Origin of the sequence: Nocardia sp. NPDC088792, from assembly GCF_044750615.1 — a bacterium.
Classification (GTDB): Bacteria; Actinomycetota; Actinomycetes; order Mycobacteriales; family Mycobacteriaceae; genus Nocardia.
On the sequence record NZ_JBIVKC010000002.1, the window covers coordinates 870274 to 890370 of the forward strand.

Consider the following 20097-nt stretch of genomic DNA (forward strand, 5'->3'; position numbering starts at 1 on the left):
GCGCCCATTCATTCCCCCAGGTCGATCGGGTTGCGATAGCTTGCCATCAGACCGGTGGACACCGCCGGAACGCCGACGCCTCGGCAGGGGGACAGACTGCGGGCGCAGGCAGGATTAGGGAGTAGCGGGCAGCGTGATCACCAGACTGACGCCGCAGGACGCGTCGTTCTACCGGCTCGAGTCGAGCAGCAACCCCATGCACATCGGTTCCCTGGCGATTCTGCGCAATGCCGCACCGGCCGGGAATTCGGGCCACGCGCCCCTCGATTACGACGGGCTCGTCAACCTGGTGGAGTCGCGGCTGCCGCTGGTCCCCTTGTATCGGCGCAAAGTGCGGGAGATCCCGTTCGCGCTGGGCCGCCCGGTCTGGGTGGACGACAGCCATTTCGACATCACCTATCACATCCGGCGGTCCGCACTGCCCGAACCGGGCACCGACGAACACCTGCTGGACCTGGTCGCCCGGCTGGCCTCCCGCCCGCTCGACCACACCCGCCCGCTGTGGGAGATGTATCTGGTCGAGGGCCTGTCGGAGGGCCGCACCGCGATCTTCACCAAGACGCATTCGGCGCTGGTGGACGGCGACTCGGCGCTGGAGATCGGGCATGTGATCCTGGACACGTCCGCCGCGCCGCGCGAGGTCGCCGACGACGCCTGGATCGCGCATCGCGAACCCGCCGATCTGGAACTGCTCTTCGGCGCGGTGCTGCACCTGGCCGCGCAACCGCGCGAGGGTCTCGAGGTGGCCCAGCACCATATGGCCGAGGCGTTCTCGATGATCGACGCCACCGGTAAGGCGGTGCGGAAGCTGGTGTCCATGGTGCGGACCGCGGCCATCGGCGCACCGGACAGCCCCCTGAACATCCACACCTCCCGCAATCGCCGCTTCGAGGTGGTGCGCACCGATCTGGAGGACTACCGCAAGATCCGCAAGCGCTACGACTGCTCGATCAACGATGTGATCCTGGCCGTCGTCACCGGCGCGCTGCGCAATTGGCTGCTCTCCCGCGGCCAGGTGCTCACCGAGGCCGACGCGCTGCGGGCCGTCGTCCCCATGTCGGTGTACGCCGAGGGCCCGCACGGCGAGCTGAAACCGGCCGGCGAGGTCACCTCACTGCTGCTGGATCTGCCGGTGGGTGAACCGAATCCGGCGATCCGGATGGAACACATCAAGCACGCCACCGAGGCGCACGCCCGGCATCAGCGCGGCGTGCGCGCCCGGACCCTGGTGCACATGGCCGGATTCGCTCCGGCGAGCCTGCATGCCATGAGCGTGCGCTCGGCGAGTACTTTTGCAGAGCACACGTTCAATCTGGTGATCACCAACGCGCCGGGTCCGCAGCAGCCCATGTACATCGGCGGCGCGCGGATGCTGGAGATGTACCCGGTGTCGCCACTGCTGCGCTTTCAGGCATTGAGTATCGGGCTCACGTCCTATGACGGGCGGGTCTTCTACGGCCTCAATGCCGATCGCGAGGCGATGGCGGATATCGCGGTGCTCGCCGCTTCGGTGCACGAGTCGATGGAGGAGATGCTCGGTGCCTGCGTCCAGTGAGTCGTCCGCCGTATCGAAGAAGCTGCGGGTGTACGTCCCGGCCACCATGCCGATGCTGCGGGAACTGGTCGCCGACCGGGAGCTCCGGGCGATCAACGACACCGCCTTCGCGGTGACGCCGGCACTGCGCGAGGCCTACGCCTCCGGGGACGACGAGGAACTGGCCGAGGTCGCGATGCAGGAGGCCGCGCGGGCCTCACTGCGGCTGCTGGCCGAGGATCAGGCCGCCGACAACAAGCCGATCTACCGGCGCGCGGTCATCGCCGCCGACGTGGACGGGGTGACCCTGAGACCGGATCTGGACGATGCGGTGGTGCGACTCTCGGCCGCCATCCCCTATGACCGGATCGCCTCGATCCATGTGGACCTGGCCGAGGCGGAGGCCGATGTGGCCAAGGCCGTCGATGTGATCGACGCCGCCGATATGGGCGATCCGGATGCCGAATTCGTGCTCGGCGATGCCGAGGATCACCAGCTCGCCTGGTACGCGGCGCAGGAGCTGCCGTTCCTGCTCGAGCTGCTCTGAACAGCGACAACCACGGGTTCCGGACCTCCGGAGCGCCATACCCAACCGCTACCGACGGCGCCGTAACCTACGATGCCGTAACCTGACTGTGACAGGATGCGGTACGACGATAGGAACGGGTTTCCGGATCATGGCTTCGAAGAGTGGCGGGTTCTCCGTGCGTAGCTTGCGCGAGTGGCTGGAGGCTCCGGTGGCCGAGGGCGCCACCGCCGGGCGTACACCCCTCGACGCGCTGCGGGGAGCCGCGGCACGTATCACCACTCCCCTGCTGCCCGACGATTACCTGCATTTGGTGAATCCCCTGTGGTCGGCGCGCGAGCTGCGCGGGCGGATCGTGGAGGTGCGCAAGGAGACCGCCGATTCCGCCACCCTGGTGATCAAGCCGGGCTGGGGTTTCGACTTCAAGTTCGAGCCGGGGCAGTACATCGGCATCGGCATTCTGGTGGACGGGCGCTGGCACTGGCGGTCCTATTCGCTGACCAGTCCGCCCGACTGGTCGGATCCGGAACACAAGGGCAAGCGGCTCATCTCGATCGCCGTGAAGGCGATGCCGGAGGGCTTCCTGTCCAGTCACATCGTGAGCGGTGTGCCGGAGGGCGCGGTCGTGCGCCTGGCGGCGCCGCAGGGCGGTTTCGTGCTGCCGCAGCCGATTCCGCCGAAGGTGCTGTTCGTGACGGCCGGTTCGGGCATCACCCCGGTGATGGGCATGCTGCGCACCATGGACCGCCGCGACGCGGTCACCGATGTGCTGCACATTCATTCGGCGCGCACGCCCGACGATGTCATGTTCGGTGACGAGTTGCGCGAAATGCACGACAAGCACCCGAGTTTCACCGCACATCTGCACCTGACCGGCGAGAACGGCAAGTTCGCGCTCGCCGATCTGGACGAGGTGTGCCCGGACTGGCGGGAACGCGAGACCTGGGCCTGCGGTCCGCTGGGCATGCTCGACGAGCTCGAGAAGCATTGGGCCGCAGCGGGCCTGGAACATCAGCTGCATGTGGAGCGGTTCGAGATCGAACGCTCCGCCACGGCCGAGGGCGGTAAGGTCACCTTCGCGAAGACCGGCCGCAGCATCGAGGTGGACGGCGCGACCACCCTCATGCAGGCGGGCGAGAGCGCGGGTGTCCAGATGCCGTTCGGCTGCCGCATGGGCATCTGCCAGACCTGCGTGCTGACCGTCACCGACGGCCATGTGCGAGATCTGCGCAACGGCAACGAACACCGGGCCGGCGACAAGGTGCAGACCTGCATCTCCGCCGCGGCCGGCGATTGCACCCTGGACGTGTGACACGCGACTCCGCCCGGCAACGGGATCGCGGGAACCACGTGACGCGCACCGGTCGTTGACCGGATACCCTCGATACCAGTCGAGCCCGCCGGAAGCGGCATCAGCGCTCTCACCTCGCGGCCCAATGTCGGGCTACCGCGAAACACGGAAGGACCTCCGGTGGCCATCACCGACATCAAGGCGTTCGCTCATCTCACGGCGGCGGATATAGAGGCACTGGGCCGCGAACTCGACACCGTTCGCCGCGATGTCGAGGTCTCGCTGGGCGAGCGGGATGCCAAGTACATCCGCTACACCATCGCCGCGCAGCGCATCCTCGAGGCGTCGGGTCGTGCCACGCTCTTCGCCTCCAAGAAGCGCTGGGCCTGGCTGACCGGTACCGCCCTGCTCTCGGTCGCGAAGATCATCGAGAACATGGAGCTCGGGCACAACATCAGCCACGGGCAATGGGATTGGATGAACGACCCGGAGATCCACTCCACCACGTGGGAGTGGGATATGACGGGGACGTCGGCGCAGTGGAAGGCCGCGCACAACTACTCGCATCACATGTACACCAACATCCTCGACATGGATGACGATCTGGGCTTCGGCATCCTGCGCATGACGCGCGACGAGGAATGGAAGCCGATCAATCTCGCGCAGCCGTTCGCCAATCTGGTGCTGGCCGCGCTGTTCGAGTGGGGTATCGCGATCCACGATCTGGCTGCCATCAAGGAGCAGATGGGTGTATCGCCCAAGGAGCTCTTCTCCGAGCCCAACAAGGCGTTCTGGCGCAAGGCCGGTAAGCAGGTGGCGAAGGACTTCGTCATCTACCCGGCATTGACGGGTCCGGCGTGGAAGTCGACCTTGAAGGCGAATGCCACCGCGAACCTGATCCGCAATCTCTGGGCATACGCCGTCATCTTCTGCGGCCATTTCCCGGACGGCGCCCAGAAATTCACCGTCGAGCAATTCGAGAACGAGACGCCGGGCGAGTGGTACCTGCGGCAGATGCTCGGCAGCGCCAATTTCCAGGCGGGCCCGGTGATGGCGTTCATGAGCGGCAATCTCAGCTTCCAGATCGAGCATCACCTGTTCCCGGATATTCCGAGCAACCGGTATGCGGAGGTCTCGGTGAAGGTGCGGGAGTTGTGCGACAAGTACGACCTGCCCTACACCACGGGTTCGCTGGGCAAGCAATACCTGCTGGCGTTCCGCACCATTCACAAGCTGGCGCTGCCGGACCGTTTCCTGCGCCGGACCTCGGACGATGCGCCGGAGACGTCTTCGGAGCGGAAATTCGCGGGCATCACGCTGCCGTCCCTGCCGTCGCTGCAGAACAACGAATGGCTGCAGAACAATGAATGGCTGGCCGAACATCACCTGAACGGTGTGGATCCGGTGACGGGTCAGCGGCGCGGGCTGCGGTCGGCGCTGCAGGAGGCCAAGGTGGCCCTGAAGGAGAAGGCGCAGCACGAGAAGGCCGTCCTGCGTGAGGCCAAGGTCGCGCTGCAGGAAAAGGCGCGTCAGGAAAAGGCGCTGCTGCAGGCGAAGGCCGGGCGGGAGCGGCGTTCGTCGCGTATTCTGCGTCGTAAGCGCTAGCAGAGTCGGGTCTCGAAAACAATGCGGTATTCGACACGTTAAAGATTCGATCGCCTGTAACCTACGGAGCCGTAACCTACGGTACTGTAACCTCCATGGCGATCTCGGATGTCAAGGAATACGCACACCTCACCCCGGAGGATGTCGAAGCGATCGGCGCGGAGCTAGATGTCATCCGCCGCGAGATCGAGGCATCCCGGGGTGAATCCGACGCAAAGTACATCCGCAATGTGATCCGCCTGCAGCGTGCGCTCGAAATCAGCGGTCGTGGAGTGCTTTTCTTCAGCCTGTTCCCGCCGGCGTGGCTCGCGGGTGTCGCATTGCTCGGCACGGCCAAGATCATCGAGAACATGGAGATCGGCCACAATGTCATGCACGGCCAATGGGATTGGATGAACGATCCCGAAATCCACTCCACCAAATGGGAGTGGGACAACGCCGGGCCGTCGGAGCACTGGAAGATCACCCACAACTTCCTGCACCACAAGTACACCAATGTGCTCGGCATGGACGACGACATCGGCTACGGCCTGCTGCGTGTCACCCGGGACCAGCGCTGGTCGCCGTTCTACCTGGGCCAGCCGGTGTACAACCTGCTGCTGCAGATGTTCTTCGAATACGGTGTGGCCATTCAGCATCTGGAACTCGGCAAGCTCGCCAAGAAGAAGTGGGCGCCGGGCTCGCCCGAGCGCGTCCAGTTCGAGAAGGACCGCAACCTGGTGCTGAAGAAGATCGGCAAGCAGGCCGCCAAGGACTACCTGATCTTCCCGCTGCTCACCGGTCCGGCTTTCCTGGGCACGCTGACCGCGAATCTGGCCGCGAACGTCGTCCGCAATGTGTGGACCAATGCGGTCATCTTCTGCGGCCACTTCCCCGACGGCGCCGAGAAGTTCACCAAGGGCGATGTGGAGAGCGAGACCCACGACGAGTGGTACCTGCGTCAGATGCTGGGCTCCGCCAATATTTCCGGCGGTCCGCTCATGCACTTCATGACCGGTAACCTCTCGCACCAGATCGAGCACCACCTGTTCCCGGATCTGCCGTCGAACCGCTTGGCCTCCATCGCCGTTCGCGTGCGCGCCATGTGCGATAAGTACGACCTGCCGTACACCACCGGCTCGCTGCCCGTGCAGTACGCGAAGTCGTGGCGCACCATCATGAAGCTGTCGCTGCCCAACAAGTACCTGCGCCGCAGCACCGATGACGCCCCGGAAACCAAGTCCGAGAAGGTCTTCGGCGGCGAGGGCTACATCGACCCGGTGACCGGCCGCTACAAGGGCCTGCGCACCGCGCTGAAGGAGGGCGGTCGCCGCCTGGCCCGCCGCAAGCAGCCGGCCCTGGCGGGCTGACCGCCCGCACCGGAACACGCCGGAAAAGGCTCCGCCGACCGGTCGGCGGAGCCTTTTCCGTACCTGGTTCACTAGGGGACGTGTTATCTGAAGGTCCCGCTGTACCCACCGAGTGTCTCAGCGTCTACGACGCCATCCGCCTGCGCCGCGACGTGCGCGCGGAATTCACCGGGGAAGTCGTAGACGATGCAACGCTGATGCGGATTCTCGAGGCCGCGCATCGCGCGCCGAGCGTGGGTAACTCCATGCCCTGGGATTTCGTGGTGATCCGCGAGCCGGCGATGTTGCAGAAGTTCGCCGATCACGTCGGGGACAAACGCCGCGAATTCCACGAGTCACTGCCCGCGGACCGCTCCGAGACCTTCAATCCGATCAAGATCGAGGGCATTGTCGAGTCCGGCACCGGCATTGTCGTGACCCACAATCAGTCCCGCGGCGGCACGCATGTGCTGGGCCGCGCCTCGGTCCCCGAGACCGGTATCTACTCCACGATTCTCGCCATTCAGAACCTGTGGCTGGCCGCCACCGCCGAGGGTGTCGGCGTCGGCTGGGTGAGCTTCTACGACGAGCCCGTGCTCGCCGATCTCCTGGACCTGCCCGCGCACGTGAAACCGGTCGCCTGGCTCTGCGTCGGCCCGGTCACCGAATTCCAGGCCGTCCCCGACCTGGAACGCTTCGGCTGGCGCAACCGCCGCCCACTCGAGGACGCCATCCACTGGGGTCGTTTCACCGACCGCGCGGACGACCTCATTCCGCGCGGCTGATCACTACGGATCGAACGTCCGCGATGAGCGGGCTCGGACAACCGCGCCGGCACGGCCGTGCCTCGTCGATCGCAGGTGACCGACGAGGCAGGAATTCCGGGGTAGCGGGGTGGTCAGACCCGTTCGAGCACCGCCGAGGCGCCGATGCCGCCGGCGGCGCAGATGCCGAGCAGGGCGGCGGACTTGCCGGTGCGGGCCAATTCATTGGCCATGGTGGTGACCATGCGGGCGCCGGTGGCGCCGAAGGGGTGGCCGAGGGAGACCGAGCCGCCGTGCACGTTGAGGATGGCCGGATCGATTTCGCCGACGGCGGTGTCGCGGTCCAGGCGCTGTTTGGCCCAGTCGGTGGAGGCCAGGGCGGAGACGACGGAGAGGGTCTGGGCGGCGAAGGCCTCGTGGATGTCGACGAAATCGATGTCGGACAGGGACATTCCGGCCTTGTCGAGGGCGCGGGGCATGGAAATGGCCGGGCCGATGAGGACCTGGTCGCGCGGGTCCACGCTGACGAAGCTCCAGGAGCGGAAGGCGGCGAGCGGTTGCAGGCCGAGTTCGCGGGCCTTGTCCTCGCTCATGAGCAGAACCGCGGCGGCGCCGTCGGTGAGCGGGCTGGCATTGCCGGCGGTCACGGTGCCGTGTTCGGCGAAAACCGGTGCCAGCTTGGACATCTTGGCCATGCTGGTATCGCGACGGACCAGGCCGTCGCGCTCGACGGTCACACCGTCCGGGGTGGTGACGGTCAGCACCTCGGCGTCGAAGCGGCCGGATTCGATGGCGTCGGCGGCGCGGTGATGCGAGGTGACGGCGAAGCGATCCTGTTCGACGCGCGAAATATTGTGGATGGCAGCCATTTTCTCGGCGGATTCGCCCATGACCTCGCCGGTGGTGCGCTCCTGGATCTTGGGGCGGCGCGGCATGAGGTCGTAGAAGGGCGCCAATTGGCTTGCGGCGCTCAGGTAGTCCCGGGCCTTGGGCTTGCCCAGCGCGAGCGGGGCGCCGACGTGCACCAGCTTCTGCGGCAGCTTCACCTCGGCATTGGAGGTGGAGTCGCTGCCGCCGGCGATCATGATGTCGTACTCGCCGCGTTCGATGGCGGCGGCCGCGGACACCACGGCCTGCAGGCCGGAAGCGCAGGCGCGGGTGACCGTATAGCCTTCGCAGCCCGGGTCGAGTTGGAGGTCGAGCGCGATTTCGCGGGCGATATTGGGCGCCGCGCTGGGCAGGATGACCCCGCCCCACACGATGGCCTGCACCGCCGCCTTGGCGAGTCCGGTGCGTTCCAGCAGGCCGCTCACCGCGCGATCGGCCAGGTCGATGGAATCCATCCGGGTGTAGTCGGTGAATGCCCGCACGAACGGAGTCCGTGCTCCGGCGACGATGACGGCTCGTTTACTCACGAGTCAGTTGTAACTGATACGCGCTGTCACAGCAAGTCTTCGCGCAGTGATCCGGCCGACCGCGGCCGCAGTGTGTCGAGCGACCGGGGCCTTGGGAAAGCCCCGGTCGGAAAGGTGATCGATCCTGTTCGGGCGCCTGCTTTATGCGAGCCGGATGAGGCCGTAGTCGAAAGCGTGGCGGCGATAGACGACCGACGGTCGGTCGGTCTCCTTGTCCATGAACATGAAGAAATCGTGGCCGACGAGCTCCATCTGGTAGAGGGCGTCATCGACCGTCATGGGGATCGCGGGATGGGTCTTGGTGCGCACCACGTGGCCGGGACCGGCATTCTCACCGTCCAGGTCATCGGGCGAGTGCTGGTGGGCAGCGACGGCTCCGTTCGGACCGAACAGGGCTTCGTCGATGAGTCCGGCCGTCGCTTCGGACACCGAGATCGGTGTCTTGTCCCCATGATGTACGCGACGGCGATCCTTGAGCCGGCGCAACCGGCTCTCCAGCTTCTCGACCGCCTGCTCGAGAGCGGCGTAGAAGCTGTCGGCGCACGCTTCGGCCCGGACGACAGGGCCCTTGCCGCGTGCGGTGATTTCTATCCGCTGGCAGTTCTTGCGTTGACGACGATTGCGTTCGTGCGTGAGTTCCACGTCGAAGAGGTAGATGGTGGGGTCGAAGCGTTCCAAGCGGGAAAGCTTGTCCGCGACATGGATTCGGAAATGGTCGGGGACACCTCCCTCGCCCAGGGTCCGCCCCTTGACCACGACGTCAGCGTGGTTGTCCGTAGTGGAATCGTCTTGGATGAACTCGTCATCCAGCAGCACCGCAGTCTCTGCGTTCTTCGCTGAAGGTCGTGAAGAAGTCGTCACGCGTACCTCCCGGATCTGGCCGCACAAGCCGCTCGTGCGGCGGGATTGAAACGTGTGCCGATCGATGAATTCGCTCGGCACTGATGGTCCGAGGCGCCACCTCCAAACTTGCGGTTCGGGTGTCTGATCGCGACGCTAGTACGCCAGCGACCTGTCCGCCAGTGTTCACGCAAATTTCGAAGAATCAAGCGACACAAGTAACCAGCACGGCACGAACCGTCACATTCGCCCCAGCCAGCGCACGCACCGATTCGCTCACTGTGGCACCGGTGGTCAACACGTCATCAATGAGTACTACCTCGGCATTTGCCGAAAACCGGGCGGTATCCGGACAGGGCGGGGCTACGATGATCCGCCCGCGCAGATTGTGCTGGCGGTCGCTCGCCCCGAGGCCGACCGAGTCCCTCACTCCTGGTCGCATGTGCAACATGCGTATCAGTCGGCAATCGACCAGCCAACTCGCCGCGACGTTCGCCGCACGCACCACCGGATCGCCGCCGCGCCGCCGTGCGGCCGCCTTCCGGCTCGGCGCCGGGACCAGAATCAACGGCCGCGCGGTATCGCGCAAACTTTCCAGCCCCCTGGCCAATGCGGCGCCCAATGGCCCGGCCAGATCGCGCCGCCACTGTTCCTTGGCGGCCAGCACCGCGCGCCGCGGCGCACCCCGATAGGCGGCCAGCGCCCAGCACGGCACCCCGGGATCGGCGCGCGGCCGCACCCGCCGCGGCGGACCCGCCAGTGCCCGAGCGCAATCCGCACACCACCCCGTGCCCGCCGCCCCGCACCCGCCGCAGGCGCGCGGCAAGATCAAATCCAGCAGCTCCCCCACGCCCCCGCTGCGGCTCCCCGCCCCTCTCGGCATGTCATCCCCCATGCCACTCAGTGTGCGCCCGCCTGCGGGTCAGTGGAATGGCAAAGCGCCCCAACACCGCAACCTCGCACCCCCGCACACATCGACAGCGCTGTGCGGGCAAGTCCGTTAACCCGGCAGCACCGGGATGGCGTTGGCGCCGAGGCCGGGGACCTCGCGCCAGTAGTATTCGCCGCCTTCGGGATTGCGGGTCAGTTCCAGGACCGCGCGGGAGTCGGCGACATACTCGCCGTCCGGTGAGGCGGTGACGATGCGGACCGGCGGGGTGAGGTTCTGCGTTGTCTGCGAGCGATATTCGGAGCCGTCCACCAGGACGCCGGCGACCGGGTCGACATTGCCGTCGCGGCCGATGATGACGCGTTCGTCGCTGAGCCAGTCGATGGAGACCGCGGGCGTGCTCAGCCCGATGGCGAGCGGGACCGGGGAGGTCAGCGAGTACTTGCCGTTGGGCTGCGGCGCGACCGTGGCGACGTACACCTTGCCGTTGGCGACCAGGGCGACGCGCGCGCCGGAGGGTGAGATGCGCAGTTCGGTGATGGGCCCGCGCGGTGTGCTGCTGTTGGCGGCGGCCGCGGTGAGGTCGGAGATGTCCACGTCCTGGACTGACACATTGCCGGTGCTGCGGTCGTGCACGGCCCGGATCACCTTGTCGCCGTCCACCACCGACCAGGCCGAACTGCCGTCGGCGGGCCAGGTCGGCCGGGTGAAGGTGCCGCCGGTGGCGACCGGGAAGCCCTGCCCGTCATAGGTTCCGATGATCAGGGTGCGTTCGGGTTCCGGATCCGGCCGGCCGGACCGGGCGACGGCGGCCACCAGCTGCCCGTCCGGTGAGAGCCCCACCGTCTGCAGCGTGTGGGTGGTGCCGAAGAAGCCGGGGGCGGCGGTGATTCCGGTATCGGTGATGGCGACCAGCGAGCCGTCCCGGATCGCGTGCAGTCCGGCCTTGTTGCTGGCGATGGCGTCGGGCCCCATCTGCTCGACGTCGGTGCGGTTGATGCCGCCGGGGAAGCGGTCGTCGAGGGGTTTGCCGTCACCCTGCAGGACGTAGGGCCCGAGCACCTCCGCCCCCGCGAGGGTGAGCACCACCTGGGTGGCGAGCAGTTCCCGGGTTTTCGGGTCCAGGGTGGCGGCGCCGGTGAAGTCGATGGCGACCCCGCCGCCGCCGACGCCGATATTGGCGGTCTCGCCATTGGCCTTGGTGACGGGTCCGTGCAGGGACACCGCTCCGGACAAGGGATTCCGTACGGCGGGCGCGAGTGCCGCGTTCGGGCCCTGGGCGAGCATGCCGAGCAGCTTGTCGGTCAGCTGTTCCTTGCCCGCGGAGATCCAGCGCAGGTCGGGGACCATGGCATTGCTGTTGAGGTTGGGGAAGAACAGCGAGAACCGCTTGTAGGACTTGGCGAATGCGGTCTGTTCGATGAGCACGCCGGCGGGCAGGTCGTCGACGCGCCACTGGCCGTCGACCTTCACCATCTCGACCTTGTTCTCCAGGGTGCCGTCGCTGGCCCGGTAGGAGCCGTCGGCGGAGAGTTCACCGATCTTGCGGGCGCGGATGACGAAGGTCGCGTTGTCGGAGCTCCGAGATTCGCGCAAGGTGTCGGGCGTGTCGACGATGGTGGTGCCGGCGGCGTCGTCCCAGCGCACATTGGCGGCGGGCGAGAGGTATTGGCGCGCCGCCTGATGCCGGTTGGTGGGGTCGGCGGTGGCGGCGAAGAAGTCCTGCAGCAGCTGTTCGGGTTCCCGCCCGGCGATGGGCGGGGTGGGGCCGAGGCTGGCCGGCTGCCGGTCGATGGTGCCGAGCGCCTGCGGAGCGGACGAATCGGGCAGGCTCGCGCAGGCGGTCAGCCCGAGCAGGCAGCAGACCACCGCCAGCGCCCGCGCCGGACGCGATACGGGAAGACTCATGGCTTCCCGTCCTCCGTGTCCGCGAGCACACTCTCGCCCGGAGATTCGTCGTCCGGCCCCGGTCCGTTGCCGGACCCGGTAGTGGCATGGCCGGATTCATCCGCTGCCGCGGATTCGGTGCTGTCACCGGTGCTTTCACCGGCGAGTTCGCCATTGGTCTCGCCCACGAGACCGCCGTGGTCCTCGCCGACAAGGCCGCCGTGATCCTCGCCCACGAGACCGCCGTGATTCTCGCCGACAAGGCCGCCGTGGTCTTCGCCGACGAGTCCGCCATAGCTCTCGCCGCCGAGATCACCGTTGTTCTCGGGCGCGAATACGCCGGTGCCGGAGATGAATCCGAGGGTCGGCGGATCGTAGGCGAGGGGCGGTTCGGGCGCGCCCTCCACGGTGGGGCCGGCCTCGAGGGCGGGCAGCTCGTTCGCGGCGGCGAGGGCCGCGAGGGCGTCGGCGCCGCCGATGTCGAGGGCCAGCTGTTCGGGTACGACCGCGCCGCGCTGCTTGGGCGGTTCCAGGGAGAGCGGGCTGGGTCCGAGTTTGCGGCCGCGGACCAGCGGCAGCGTGAGCCGGAAGCTGGCGCCCACCCCGATCTCGCCCCAGGCTTCGAGTTTGCCCTCGTGCAGGTTGGCGTCCTCGACACTGATGGACAGGCCGAGTCCGGTGCCGCCGGAGCGGCGCATGCGGGAGGGGTCGGAGCGCCAGAAGCGGTTGAAGACGAGTTTCTCTTCCCCAGGCCGCAGGCCCACGCCCTGGTCGCGCACCACGATGGCGACGGCATTGGCGTCCACGTCGCCGCGCATGCGCATGAGGACGGGTTTGCCTTCGCTGTGGTCGATGGCATTGGCGAGCAGGTTGCGCAGTACCCGTTCGACGCGGCGCGGATCCACCTCGGCGACAAGGGGTTCCTCGGGCAGGTCGACGACGAGTTCGACGCTGGATTCCTTGGCGAGGTGCCGCACGGTGGAGACGGCGGCCCGCGCGCACATGCGCACGTCGAGGGATTCGACCTGGAGTTCGGCGACACCCGCGTCGTGGCGGGAGATTTCGAGCAGGTCGTTGAGCAGTCCCTCGAAGCGGTCGAGTTCGTTGACGAGCAGTTCGGCGGAGCGCGCCAGCGCCGGGTCCAGGTCGTCGCTGGATCCGTGGATGAGGTCGGCCGCCATGCGCACGGTGGTCAATGGTGTGCGTAGTTCGTGGCTGACGTCGGAGGTGAAGCGGCGCTGCAGATTTCCGAACTCCTCCAATTGGGTGATCTGGTTGGAAAGACTTTCGGCCATCTCATTGAAAGACATGGCCAGCCTGGCCATGTCGTCCTCGCCGCGCACCAGCATGCGCTCTTTGAGTCGTCCGTCGGCGAAGCGACTCGCGATGCGGGCGGCGGATCGGATGGGCAGCACGACTTGCCGGGTCACCAGGGCGGTGATGGCGGCGAGCAGGACCAGTAGCACGATGCCGCCGATGAGCATGGTGCCGCGCATGAGCGAGAGGCTGCGCTGCTCGTTGGTGAGCGGGAAGATCAGGTAGATCTCGAGCGAGTCGATATCGGTGGCCGGGCTGCCGATGATGAGCGCGGGCCCGCGGTACCCGTCCGGATCGGAGACCGTCGCGAACTGGTAGCTGACCTGGCGTTCCTTCACGAAGTGCCGCAGTTCGGGCGGGACTTCCTGGATGGGCCCGGCGGTGATCTCCTGCTGGCTGTCGCCGATCATGGCCAGCGCGGAGTCGTAACTGCCTGCGGCGCCGCTGGATTGGGTCCCGCCGTTGCCGGCGAGGGCACGGCGGGCGTCCTCCAGGCGGCCCTGCTGGGTGCCGGAGTCGTGGACTCCGGTGAGGTTGTTCTGGACGGTATTCCGGGCGCGCGCCATCTCCTCGACGGCCGCGTTGATCTTCGCGTCGAGCAGCCTGTCGGTGATCTGACTCGTGAGCACGACGCCCAGAATCGTGATCACGATCAACGACAGGGTGAGGGTGGACACGACGACGCGCAGTTGCAGCGAACGCCGCCAGACGTGGCCCAGTTGTTCACCGACATTGCGGAACCAGGCCACCACTACCGCCAGCCACCGCTGAACGCGGTTTCTGGAACCAGCGATCACGGCGGTCCGGCCTTGTACCCAACACCTCGTACGGTAAGCACGATCTCAGGGTTCTCGGGATCCTTCTCCACCTTGGCGCGCAACCGCTGCACGTGCACGTTGACCAGGCGGGTATCGGCGGCATGCCGGTAGCCCCAGACCTGTTCGAGCAGCACTTCGCGGGTGAACACCTGGCGTGGCTTGCGGGCCAGCGCCACCAGTAGATCGAATTCCAGCGGGGTCAGCGAGATCTGCGCGCCGCCGCGGGTCACCTTGTGCGCCGGCACGTCGATGACGATGTCCGCGATGGACAGCAGTTCCTGTGGCTCCTCCTCGGTGCGGCGCAGGCGGGCCCGCACCCGAGCAACGAGTTCCTTCGGTTTGAACGGCTTGACGATGTAATCGTCGGCGCCACTTTCCAAACCCAGGACGACGTCGACCGTATCGGTCTTCGCCGTCAGCATCACGATGGGTACTCCCGAATCGGCTCGCAGCACCCGGCATACGTCGATGCCGTTCATGCCGGGCAGCATGAGGTCCAGCAACACGAGATCCGGACGCAGCTCCCGGACCGCGGTCAGCGCCTGCGTGCCGTCACCGACGACGTGGGGGTCGAAACCCTCACCGCGCAAGACGATCGTGAGCATCTCAGCGAGTGCCATATCGTCGTCGACGACCAGAATCTTCGGCTTCATAACTACTATGTTGTCACCTCTCGCGCTCCGATCGGGCCGCCACGCCAACAGTCGTGACCTGTCGGCGCACATCCAACCCTATCCGGCAACCAATTCCGCGAGCCGCGCCGCGAGTGTTGCCGGATCGTCACCGCCCATTTGCTTTTCTGCAGAGGACGCTGCCTTATCCGTAGTGGACCGATATATCCACCACGGTCCCCGCCAGTTCGTTTCGGCGAGTTCACGGTAGACGTTTCCGGTCCGCCGCTGTAGTCCCCCGTCTTTTTCGTAGGCGTCCAATGCGCGTGCGGTGTCGGCTGCTCCGCGTAGCCGCGCGCGTTCTTCCGCCACATCGACCGGGACATCCAGGAGGATCTGGACATCCGGGACGGGGAGCCCGAAACGTTCATACTCCAATTCCCCGACCCAGGACACTATTTCGCCGTGCGCGTCCTGCTCCAGCCGGGCGGCGGAGTAGGCGGCATTGGAGGCGACGTAGCGGTCGAGTAGCACGATGTCGTTGTCCGCCAGCAGTTTCGACAGGTGATCGCGCGCATCATATCTGTCGAGGGCGAACAGCAATGCCATGCCGTTGACCGAGGCGGCCACGTCGCCGTGTCCGCCGCGGAGCGCTTCGGCGGCGAGATCGGCATGCACCGAAACGCCGTAGCGTGGGAAAGCCAGGGTGGCCACGCGCAGGCCGCGGGCGCGCAGGGCGGTGACGACGGCCTCGGTGAGCGTGCGTTTGCCCGCGCCGTCGAGGCCCTCCACCGGAACCAGTACACCCATGCCCGCGAGGGTACCGAACGATACCCACAACCCGGCGCCGGGAGTCGGTATGTCACATACGTCCGGTTTTTCGTTGCCCTTGGATTGCTATAGTCCGGGCCATGACTTCCACAGGCGCTAAGTCTCGGCAGTTCAAGCGCGCTTTTGTGATACTCGGAACAGCAGTAGCTGTGGTCGGATTGGCCGCCTGCAGCAGCAATTCGAACGACAAGAGCTCCGCATCCACCCCCGATCCGACCCGCCCCTTCGATCTGCAGGCGCATCGCGGCGGCCGCGGCATGACCATCGAAGAGTCCCTGCCCGGTTTCGCGAAAGCCATCGAACTCGGCGTGTCGACCCTCGAACTGGATATCGTCCTGACCAAGGACAGTGTGCCGCTCATCTGGCACGATCCCAGGATCCAGACCGAGAAGTGCAGCGATACCGCCCCGGCCACGCCGGACGATCCGCAGTTCCCGTACGTGGGCAAGCTGGTGCACGACCTGACCTACGACCAGGTGCACACCCTCGACTGCGGCAAGAAGCTCACGGGATTCCCTGACGCGCAAGAACTTCCGGGCAACAAGATCGCCAAGCTACCCGAGCTGTTCGATCTGGTGAAGACCTACCCGAATGCCTTCGACACCCTCCGCTACAACGTGGAGACCAAGATCGAGGCCGCGCACCCGGAACAGTCCGCCGCCCCACAGGAGTTCGTGGACGTCATCCTCGGCGCGATCAGTGAGGCCGGCGCGACGGGCAAGGTGGAGATCCAGAGCTTCGACTGGAGCAGCCTGCCGCTGGTGAAGGCGAAGAACCCGAGCATTCCGACGGTGGCGCTGTACGACGATTCGACGTTCAAGGCGGGCAGTCCGTGGCTCGGCCCGATCCGCTACGAGGATCACGCCGATGACCCGCTGGGCGCGATCAAGGCGCTGGGCGCGAACATCTCCTCGCCGTCCTATGTGAATCCGTGGGACAGCGAAGCGAAGGTGGGCGACAAGGATTTCAAGCTCACCACCACTGTCGATTACGTGAAGAAGGCGCACGGCCTTGGCCTCCAGGTGATTCCCTGGACGGTGAACGACAAGCAGACCATCGGGCTGGTACTCGATCAGGGTGTGGACGGCATCATCACCGACTACCCGAACCGGGCCCGGGAGGTCATGCAGGAGAAGAATTACCCGCTGCCGAAGTCGTTCCACAAGTGAACTGATCGACCCCCGCCACAACGTCGGGGCCGGCCGCGTATCGCGGCCGGCCCCGATTTTCTTATTTGAAATACATCCACTTCAGTAGCTGTGTAGGGTGCGTTCCACCACTCCCCCTGCAAGGAGCGAACACCTGATGAAACACCTTCTCGCGCATCATCTCCCCCGCGTCGCAGTGGCAGGCGTCGCGGTGGCGGCGGGCCTCACGGTGGCCGGTACGGCCGACGCGGCGCCGGTCGCCCTGGATCCTGCGCCCGTCGCCGCCTCGACCCCGAGTTCGGGTTCCTCGAGCGGCGGCGGCTCCGGCTCGAGCGACCTGGCCACCCTGATCCCCGCCGCGCTCTGCGTGGTTCAGGGCGGCACCTGGGTTCCGGTCATCAATCTCTGCCTGAAGTAGCGCACCGGAGAACAAGATTCGGCCGGTCACGGCAGTGACCGGCCGAATCTTCTTGTATTACAGGCGTTCTCCGCTCAGTAGCGGTAGTGCTCCGGCTTGTACGGGCCCTCCACGTCCACGCCGATGTACTCGGCCTGGTCCTTGGTGAGCTTGGTCAGCGTGCCGCCGAGCGCCTCGACGTGGATGCGAGCGACCTTCTCGTCCAGGTGCTTCGGGAGGCGGTAGACCTCGTTGTCGTACTCGTCGGGCTTGGTCCACAGCTCGATCTGCGCGATCACCTGGTTGGAGAAGCTGTTCGACATCACGAACGAGGGGTGGCCGGTGGCGTTGCCCAGGTTCAGCAGGCGGCCTTCGGACAGCACGATGATGGACTTGCCGGACTCCTTGAACGTCCAGAGGTCCACCTGCGGCTTGATGTTCAGGCGCGAGGCGCCGGAACGCTCCAGGGCGGCCATGTCGATCTCGTTGTCGAAGTGGCCGATATTGCCCAGGATGGCCTGGTCCTTCATCGCCTTCATGTGGTCGAGAAGGATGATGTCCTTGTTGCCGGTGGAGGTGATGACGATATCGGCCTGGCCGATGGCGTCCTCCACGGTGACGACGTCGTAGCCGTCCATGAGCGCCTGCAGCGCGTTGATCGGGTCGATCTCGGTGACCTGGACGCGTGCGCCCTGGCCCGCGAGGGATTCCGCGCAGCCCTTGCCGACATCGCCGTAGCCACAGATCAGCACCTTCTTGCCGCCGATGAGCACATCGGTGCCGCGGTTGATGCCGTCGATGAGGGAGTGGCGGGTGCCGTACTTGTTGTCGAACTTCGACTTGGTGACCGAGTCGTTGACGTTGATGGCCGGGAACACCAGCTCACCCGCGGCGGCGAACTGGTAGAGCCGCAGCACGCCGGTGGTGGTCTCCTCGGTGACGCCCTGGACCGAGTCGGCGATCTTGGTCCACTTGCCCTTGTCGGCTTCCAGGCTGGCGCGCAACAGGTTCAGGAAGACGGTGTACTCGGCCGAGTTGTGCTCGTCGTCCGGCGGGACCACGCCGGCCTTCTCGAACTGCGCGCCGCGCAGCACCAGCATGGTGGCGTCGCCGCCGTCGTCGAGGATCATGTTGGCCGGCTCGCCGGGCCAGGTGAGCATCTGCTCGGCGGCCCACCAGTACTCCTCGAGGGTCTCGCCCTTCCACGCGAAGACCGGGGTGCCCTGCGGCTCTTCCTCGGTGCCGTGCGGGCCGACCACGATCGCGGCGGCGGCGTGGTCCTGGGTGGAGAAGATATTGCAGGAGGCCCAGCGCACTTCGGCGCCGAGCGATACCAGGGTCTCGATGAGCACCGCGGTCTGCACGGTCATATGCAGCGAGCCGGAGATGCGCGCGCCCTTGAGCGGCTGCACCTCGTGGTATTCGCGGCGCAGGGCCATCAGGCCGGGCATCTCGTGCTCGGCGAGCCGAATTTCCTTGCGGCCGAACTCGGCCAGTGACAGGTCCGCCACCTTGAAATCGATCCCGTTGCGGACGTCAGGGGTCATCTTGCTGGACACAGCGGTCGTCATCTGCCTCTCCTGGTCGGCTTTTGCCCGTAAGGCTAGTAGGTGCCGCCCGGGTTCGGGCACGCACGTCTAACGTGCGTACAGCGTACGCACGTTGGACGGTATTTGTCGATCAGGCAGTGGCACCCGTCGGTCAAGCGGCGGCGTCGAGGTTTCCACTGCCGGCCAGGATCCGTTCGCGCTTGCGCGGCTGGATATTGGCCTGGCTGAGATCGCCGCGGTAGTGGTCGAGCAGGCGCGCGTCCATGACGTACCGCCACAGCGGCGGAATCAACGCCAGCAGAATCATGGTCGCGTAGCCCGCCGGTAGTTGCGGTGACTCCTCCGAGGACCGCAGCGTCTGATAGCGGCGCCCCGGGTTGGCGTGATGGTCGCTGTGCCGCTGCAGATGGAACAGGAAGATATTGGTGACCAACCGGTCGCTGTTCCAGCTGTCGCGCGGCGAGCAGCGCGCCCAATTGCCGTTGGGCCGCTTACGCCGTAGCAACCCGTAATGCTCGACGTAATTGACCGTCTCGAGCAGCGCCGCACCGATCACGGCCTGCAGCAACAGATACGGCAGGATCCGCACGCCGAACAGACCCACCAGCACCCCGAACAACACCACGGTCATAGACCACGCCTGCAGGATGTGGTTCTGGACACTGAACCAGCCTTTGCCCCGCCGGCGCAGCCGGTCGTGCTCCAGATGGATAGCGGACCGGAAGCCACCGATCACACTGCGCGGCAGGAACTCCCACAGCGACTCACCCATGCGCGCGCTGGCCGGATCGTCCGGCGTCGCCACCCGCGCGTGGTGCCCCTTGTTGTGCTCGACGAAGAAATGCCCGTAAGCCGACTGCGCCAGTGCAAGTTTCGACAGCCAGCGTTCCATGCTCTCGACGCGGTGGCCGAGTTCGTGGGCGGCGTTGATGCCGATGCCGCTGACGAACCCCAGGGTGGCCGCGAGCCCGAGCTTGTCCAGGACGGACAGGTCATCGCCGGCCCACATGACGGCCGCGATCATCAGGCCGATCAGTTGGATCGGCAGGAAAAGGTATGTACACCAGCGGTAATACCGATCGTTGGTGAGTTGTTCGTAATCCTCGTCGCGCGGATTGGTGCCGTCTTCCCCGACGACCCAGTCCAGCACCGGAATGACGATCAGGACGATGATCGGACCGATCCACCAGAACACCTTGCAATGGGTATGCAACACCAGCTGTGAGGGCAGCAACGCACAGCCCGGAGCGATGAGACCCAACATCCACAGGTGACGTTTGGGATCCGGCGAACCAGATCGTTTGCCAACCTTTTGCACGTTTGCCCCGCTAATTAGAAACCACTAC

Annotated in this window: 17 protein-coding genes; 8 read left to right on the forward strand and 9 right to left on the reverse strand. The window is 66.1% G+C overall.

From position 1 onward, the window contains the following. Nucleotides 1-133 precede the first annotated feature (133 nt). The 6 genes from ACIP5Y_RS13245 (at nucleotide 134) to bluB (ending at nucleotide 7069) form a co-directional block, all read left to right on the forward strand. Nucleotides 134-1555: a wax ester/triacylglycerol synthase family O-acyltransferase gene (locus tag ACIP5Y_RS13245; protein WP_400350000.1), complete on the forward strand. Its 1422-nt coding sequence runs from the start codon at nucleotides 134-136 to the stop codon at nucleotides 1553-1555. Nucleotides 1556-1577: 22 nt separating this feature from the next. Next, complete coding sequence (locus ACIP5Y_RS13250) at nucleotides 1578-2081, forward strand: DUF6912 family protein (protein ID WP_400351261.1); 504 nt, start codon at nucleotides 1578-1580, stop codon at nucleotides 2079-2081. 130 nt (nucleotides 2082-2211) lie between these two features. Continuing rightward, entirely contained in the window at nucleotides 2212-3372 is a 1161-nt protein-coding gene (locus ACIP5Y_RS13255; RefSeq protein ID WP_400350001.1) for a ferredoxin reductase, read from the forward strand. Between the two features lie 159 nt (nucleotides 3373-3531). Continuing rightward, nucleotides 3532-4956 (forward strand): fatty acid desaturase family protein, encoded by a 1425-nt coding sequence (locus tag ACIP5Y_RS13260; protein ID WP_400350002.1) that lies wholly within the window; start codon nucleotides 3532-3534, stop codon nucleotides 4954-4956. Nucleotides 4957-5051: 95 nt separating this feature from the next. After that, nucleotides 5052-6305 (forward strand): fatty acid desaturase family protein, encoded by a 1254-nt coding sequence (locus ACIP5Y_RS13265; protein WP_400350003.1) that lies wholly within the window; start codon nucleotides 5052-5054, stop codon nucleotides 6303-6305. A gap of 80 nt (nucleotides 6306-6385) precedes the next feature. Further along, nucleotides 6386-7069, forward strand: coding sequence for a 5,6-dimethylbenzimidazole synthase (gene bluB / locus ACIP5Y_RS13270; protein ID WP_400350004.1), 684 nt, complete (start codon nucleotides 6386-6388; stop codon nucleotides 7067-7069). A gap of 113 nt (nucleotides 7070-7182) precedes the next feature. On the opposite strand, the gene ACIP5Y_RS13275 is transcribed toward bluB, so the two are convergent. From ACIP5Y_RS13275 to ACIP5Y_RS13305, 7 genes are all read right to left on the reverse strand, one after another. Further along, nucleotides 7183-8463, reverse strand: coding sequence for an acetyl-CoA C-acyltransferase (locus ACIP5Y_RS13275; protein WP_400350005.1), 1281 nt, complete (start codon nucleotides 8461-8463; stop codon nucleotides 7183-7185). 141 nt (nucleotides 8464-8604) lie between these two features. After that, nucleotides 8605-9276: a ribosome hibernation-promoting factor, HPF/YfiA family gene (gene hpf / locus ACIP5Y_RS13280; protein ID WP_400351262.1), complete on the reverse strand. Its 672-nt coding sequence runs from the start codon at nucleotides 9274-9276 to the stop codon at nucleotides 8605-8607. A gap of 232 nt (nucleotides 9277-9508) precedes the next feature. Further along, nucleotides 9509-9970, reverse strand: a complete 462-nt coding sequence (locus tag ACIP5Y_RS13285) for a ComF family protein (RefSeq protein ID WP_400350006.1) — start codon at nucleotides 9968-9970, stop codon at nucleotides 9509-9511. A gap of 333 nt (nucleotides 9971-10303) precedes the next feature. Continuing rightward, nucleotides 10304-12100 (reverse strand): MtrAB system accessory lipoprotein LpqB, encoded by a 1797-nt coding sequence (lpqB, locus tag ACIP5Y_RS13290; RefSeq protein WP_400350007.1) that lies wholly within the window; start codon nucleotides 12098-12100, stop codon nucleotides 10304-10306. Beyond that, a complete protein-coding gene (gene mtrB / locus ACIP5Y_RS13295) occupies nucleotides 12097-14193 on the reverse strand; it encodes an MtrAB system histidine kinase MtrB (protein WP_400350008.1) in 2097 nt (698 codons plus the stop codon). The genes lpqB and mtrB overlap by 4 nt, the downstream gene beginning before the upstream one ends. Beyond that, entirely contained in the window at nucleotides 14190-14867 is a 678-nt protein-coding gene (gene mtrA / locus ACIP5Y_RS13300; protein ID WP_033090495.1) for an MtrAB system response regulator MtrA, read from the reverse strand. Before mtrA ends, mtrB begins: the two co-directional genes overlap by 4 nt. Nucleotides 14868-14945: 78 nt before the next feature. Continuing rightward, entirely contained in the window at nucleotides 14946-15635 is a 690-nt protein-coding gene (locus ACIP5Y_RS13305; protein WP_400350009.1) for a dTMP kinase, read from the reverse strand. 101 nt (nucleotides 15636-15736) lie between these two features. Between ACIP5Y_RS13305 and ACIP5Y_RS13310 the strand changes: the two genes are divergently transcribed. Next, on the forward strand, nucleotides 15737-16825 hold the full coding sequence (locus ACIP5Y_RS13310; protein ID WP_400350010.1) for a glycerophosphodiester phosphodiesterase: 1089 nt from the start codon (nucleotides 15737-15739) through the stop codon (nucleotides 16823-16825). 136 nt (nucleotides 16826-16961) lie between these two features. Next, complete coding sequence (locus ACIP5Y_RS13315; RefSeq protein WP_400350011.1) at nucleotides 16962-17222, forward strand: hypothetical protein; 261 nt, start codon at nucleotides 16962-16964, stop codon at nucleotides 17220-17222. Nucleotides 17223-17296: 74 nt separating this feature from the next. Here ACIP5Y_RS13315 and ahcY read toward each other — a convergent pair whose 3' ends face one another. After that, complete coding sequence (gene ahcY / locus ACIP5Y_RS13320) at nucleotides 17297-18772, reverse strand: adenosylhomocysteinase (RefSeq protein ID WP_400350012.1); 1476 nt, start codon at nucleotides 18770-18772, stop codon at nucleotides 17297-17299. Nucleotides 18773-18902: 130 nt separating this feature from the next. Continuing rightward, nucleotides 18903-20015, reverse strand: a complete 1113-nt coding sequence (locus ACIP5Y_RS13325; RefSeq protein WP_400350013.1) for an alkane 1-monooxygenase — start codon at nucleotides 20013-20015, stop codon at nucleotides 18903-18905. Between the last annotated feature and the right edge of the window lie 82 nt (nucleotides 20016-20097).

Excerpts from the sequence above, each read along its gene's own strand:
- ACIP5Y_RS13255 (WP_400350001.1), top strand. The coding sequence starts at position 2,212 with ATGGCTTCGAAGAGTGGCGGGTTCTCCGTGCGTAGCTTGCGCGAGTGG.
- ACIP5Y_RS13265 (WP_400350003.1), top strand. The coding sequence starts at position 5,052 with ATGGCGATCTCGGATGTCAAGGAATACGCACACCTCACCCCGGAGGAT.
- lpqB (WP_400350007.1), bottom strand. The coding sequence starts at position 12,100 with ATGAGTCTTCCCGTATCGCGTCCGGCGCGGGCGCTGGCGGTGGTCTGC.
- mtrA (WP_033090495.1), bottom strand. The coding sequence starts at position 14,867 with ATGAAGCCGAAGATTCTGGTCGTCGACGACGATATGGCACTCGCTGAG.
- ACIP5Y_RS13305 (WP_400350009.1), bottom strand. The coding sequence starts at position 15,635 with ATGGGTGTACTGGTTCCGGTGGAGGGCCTCGACGGCGCGGGCAAACGC.
- ACIP5Y_RS13310 (WP_400350010.1), top strand. The coding sequence starts at position 15,737 with ATGACTTCCACAGGCGCTAAGTCTCGGCAGTTCAAGCGCGCTTTTGTG.
- ACIP5Y_RS13315 (WP_400350011.1), top strand. The coding sequence starts at position 16,962 with ATGAAACACCTTCTCGCGCATCATCTCCCCCGCGTCGCAGTGGCAGGC.
- ahcY (WP_400350012.1), bottom strand. The coding sequence starts at position 18,772 with ATGACGACCGCTGTGTCCAGCAAGATGACCCCTGACGTCCGCAACGGG.
- ACIP5Y_RS13325 (WP_400350013.1), bottom strand. The coding sequence starts at position 20,015 with ATGTTGGGTCTCATCGCTCCGGGCTGTGCGTTGCTGCCCTCACAGCTG.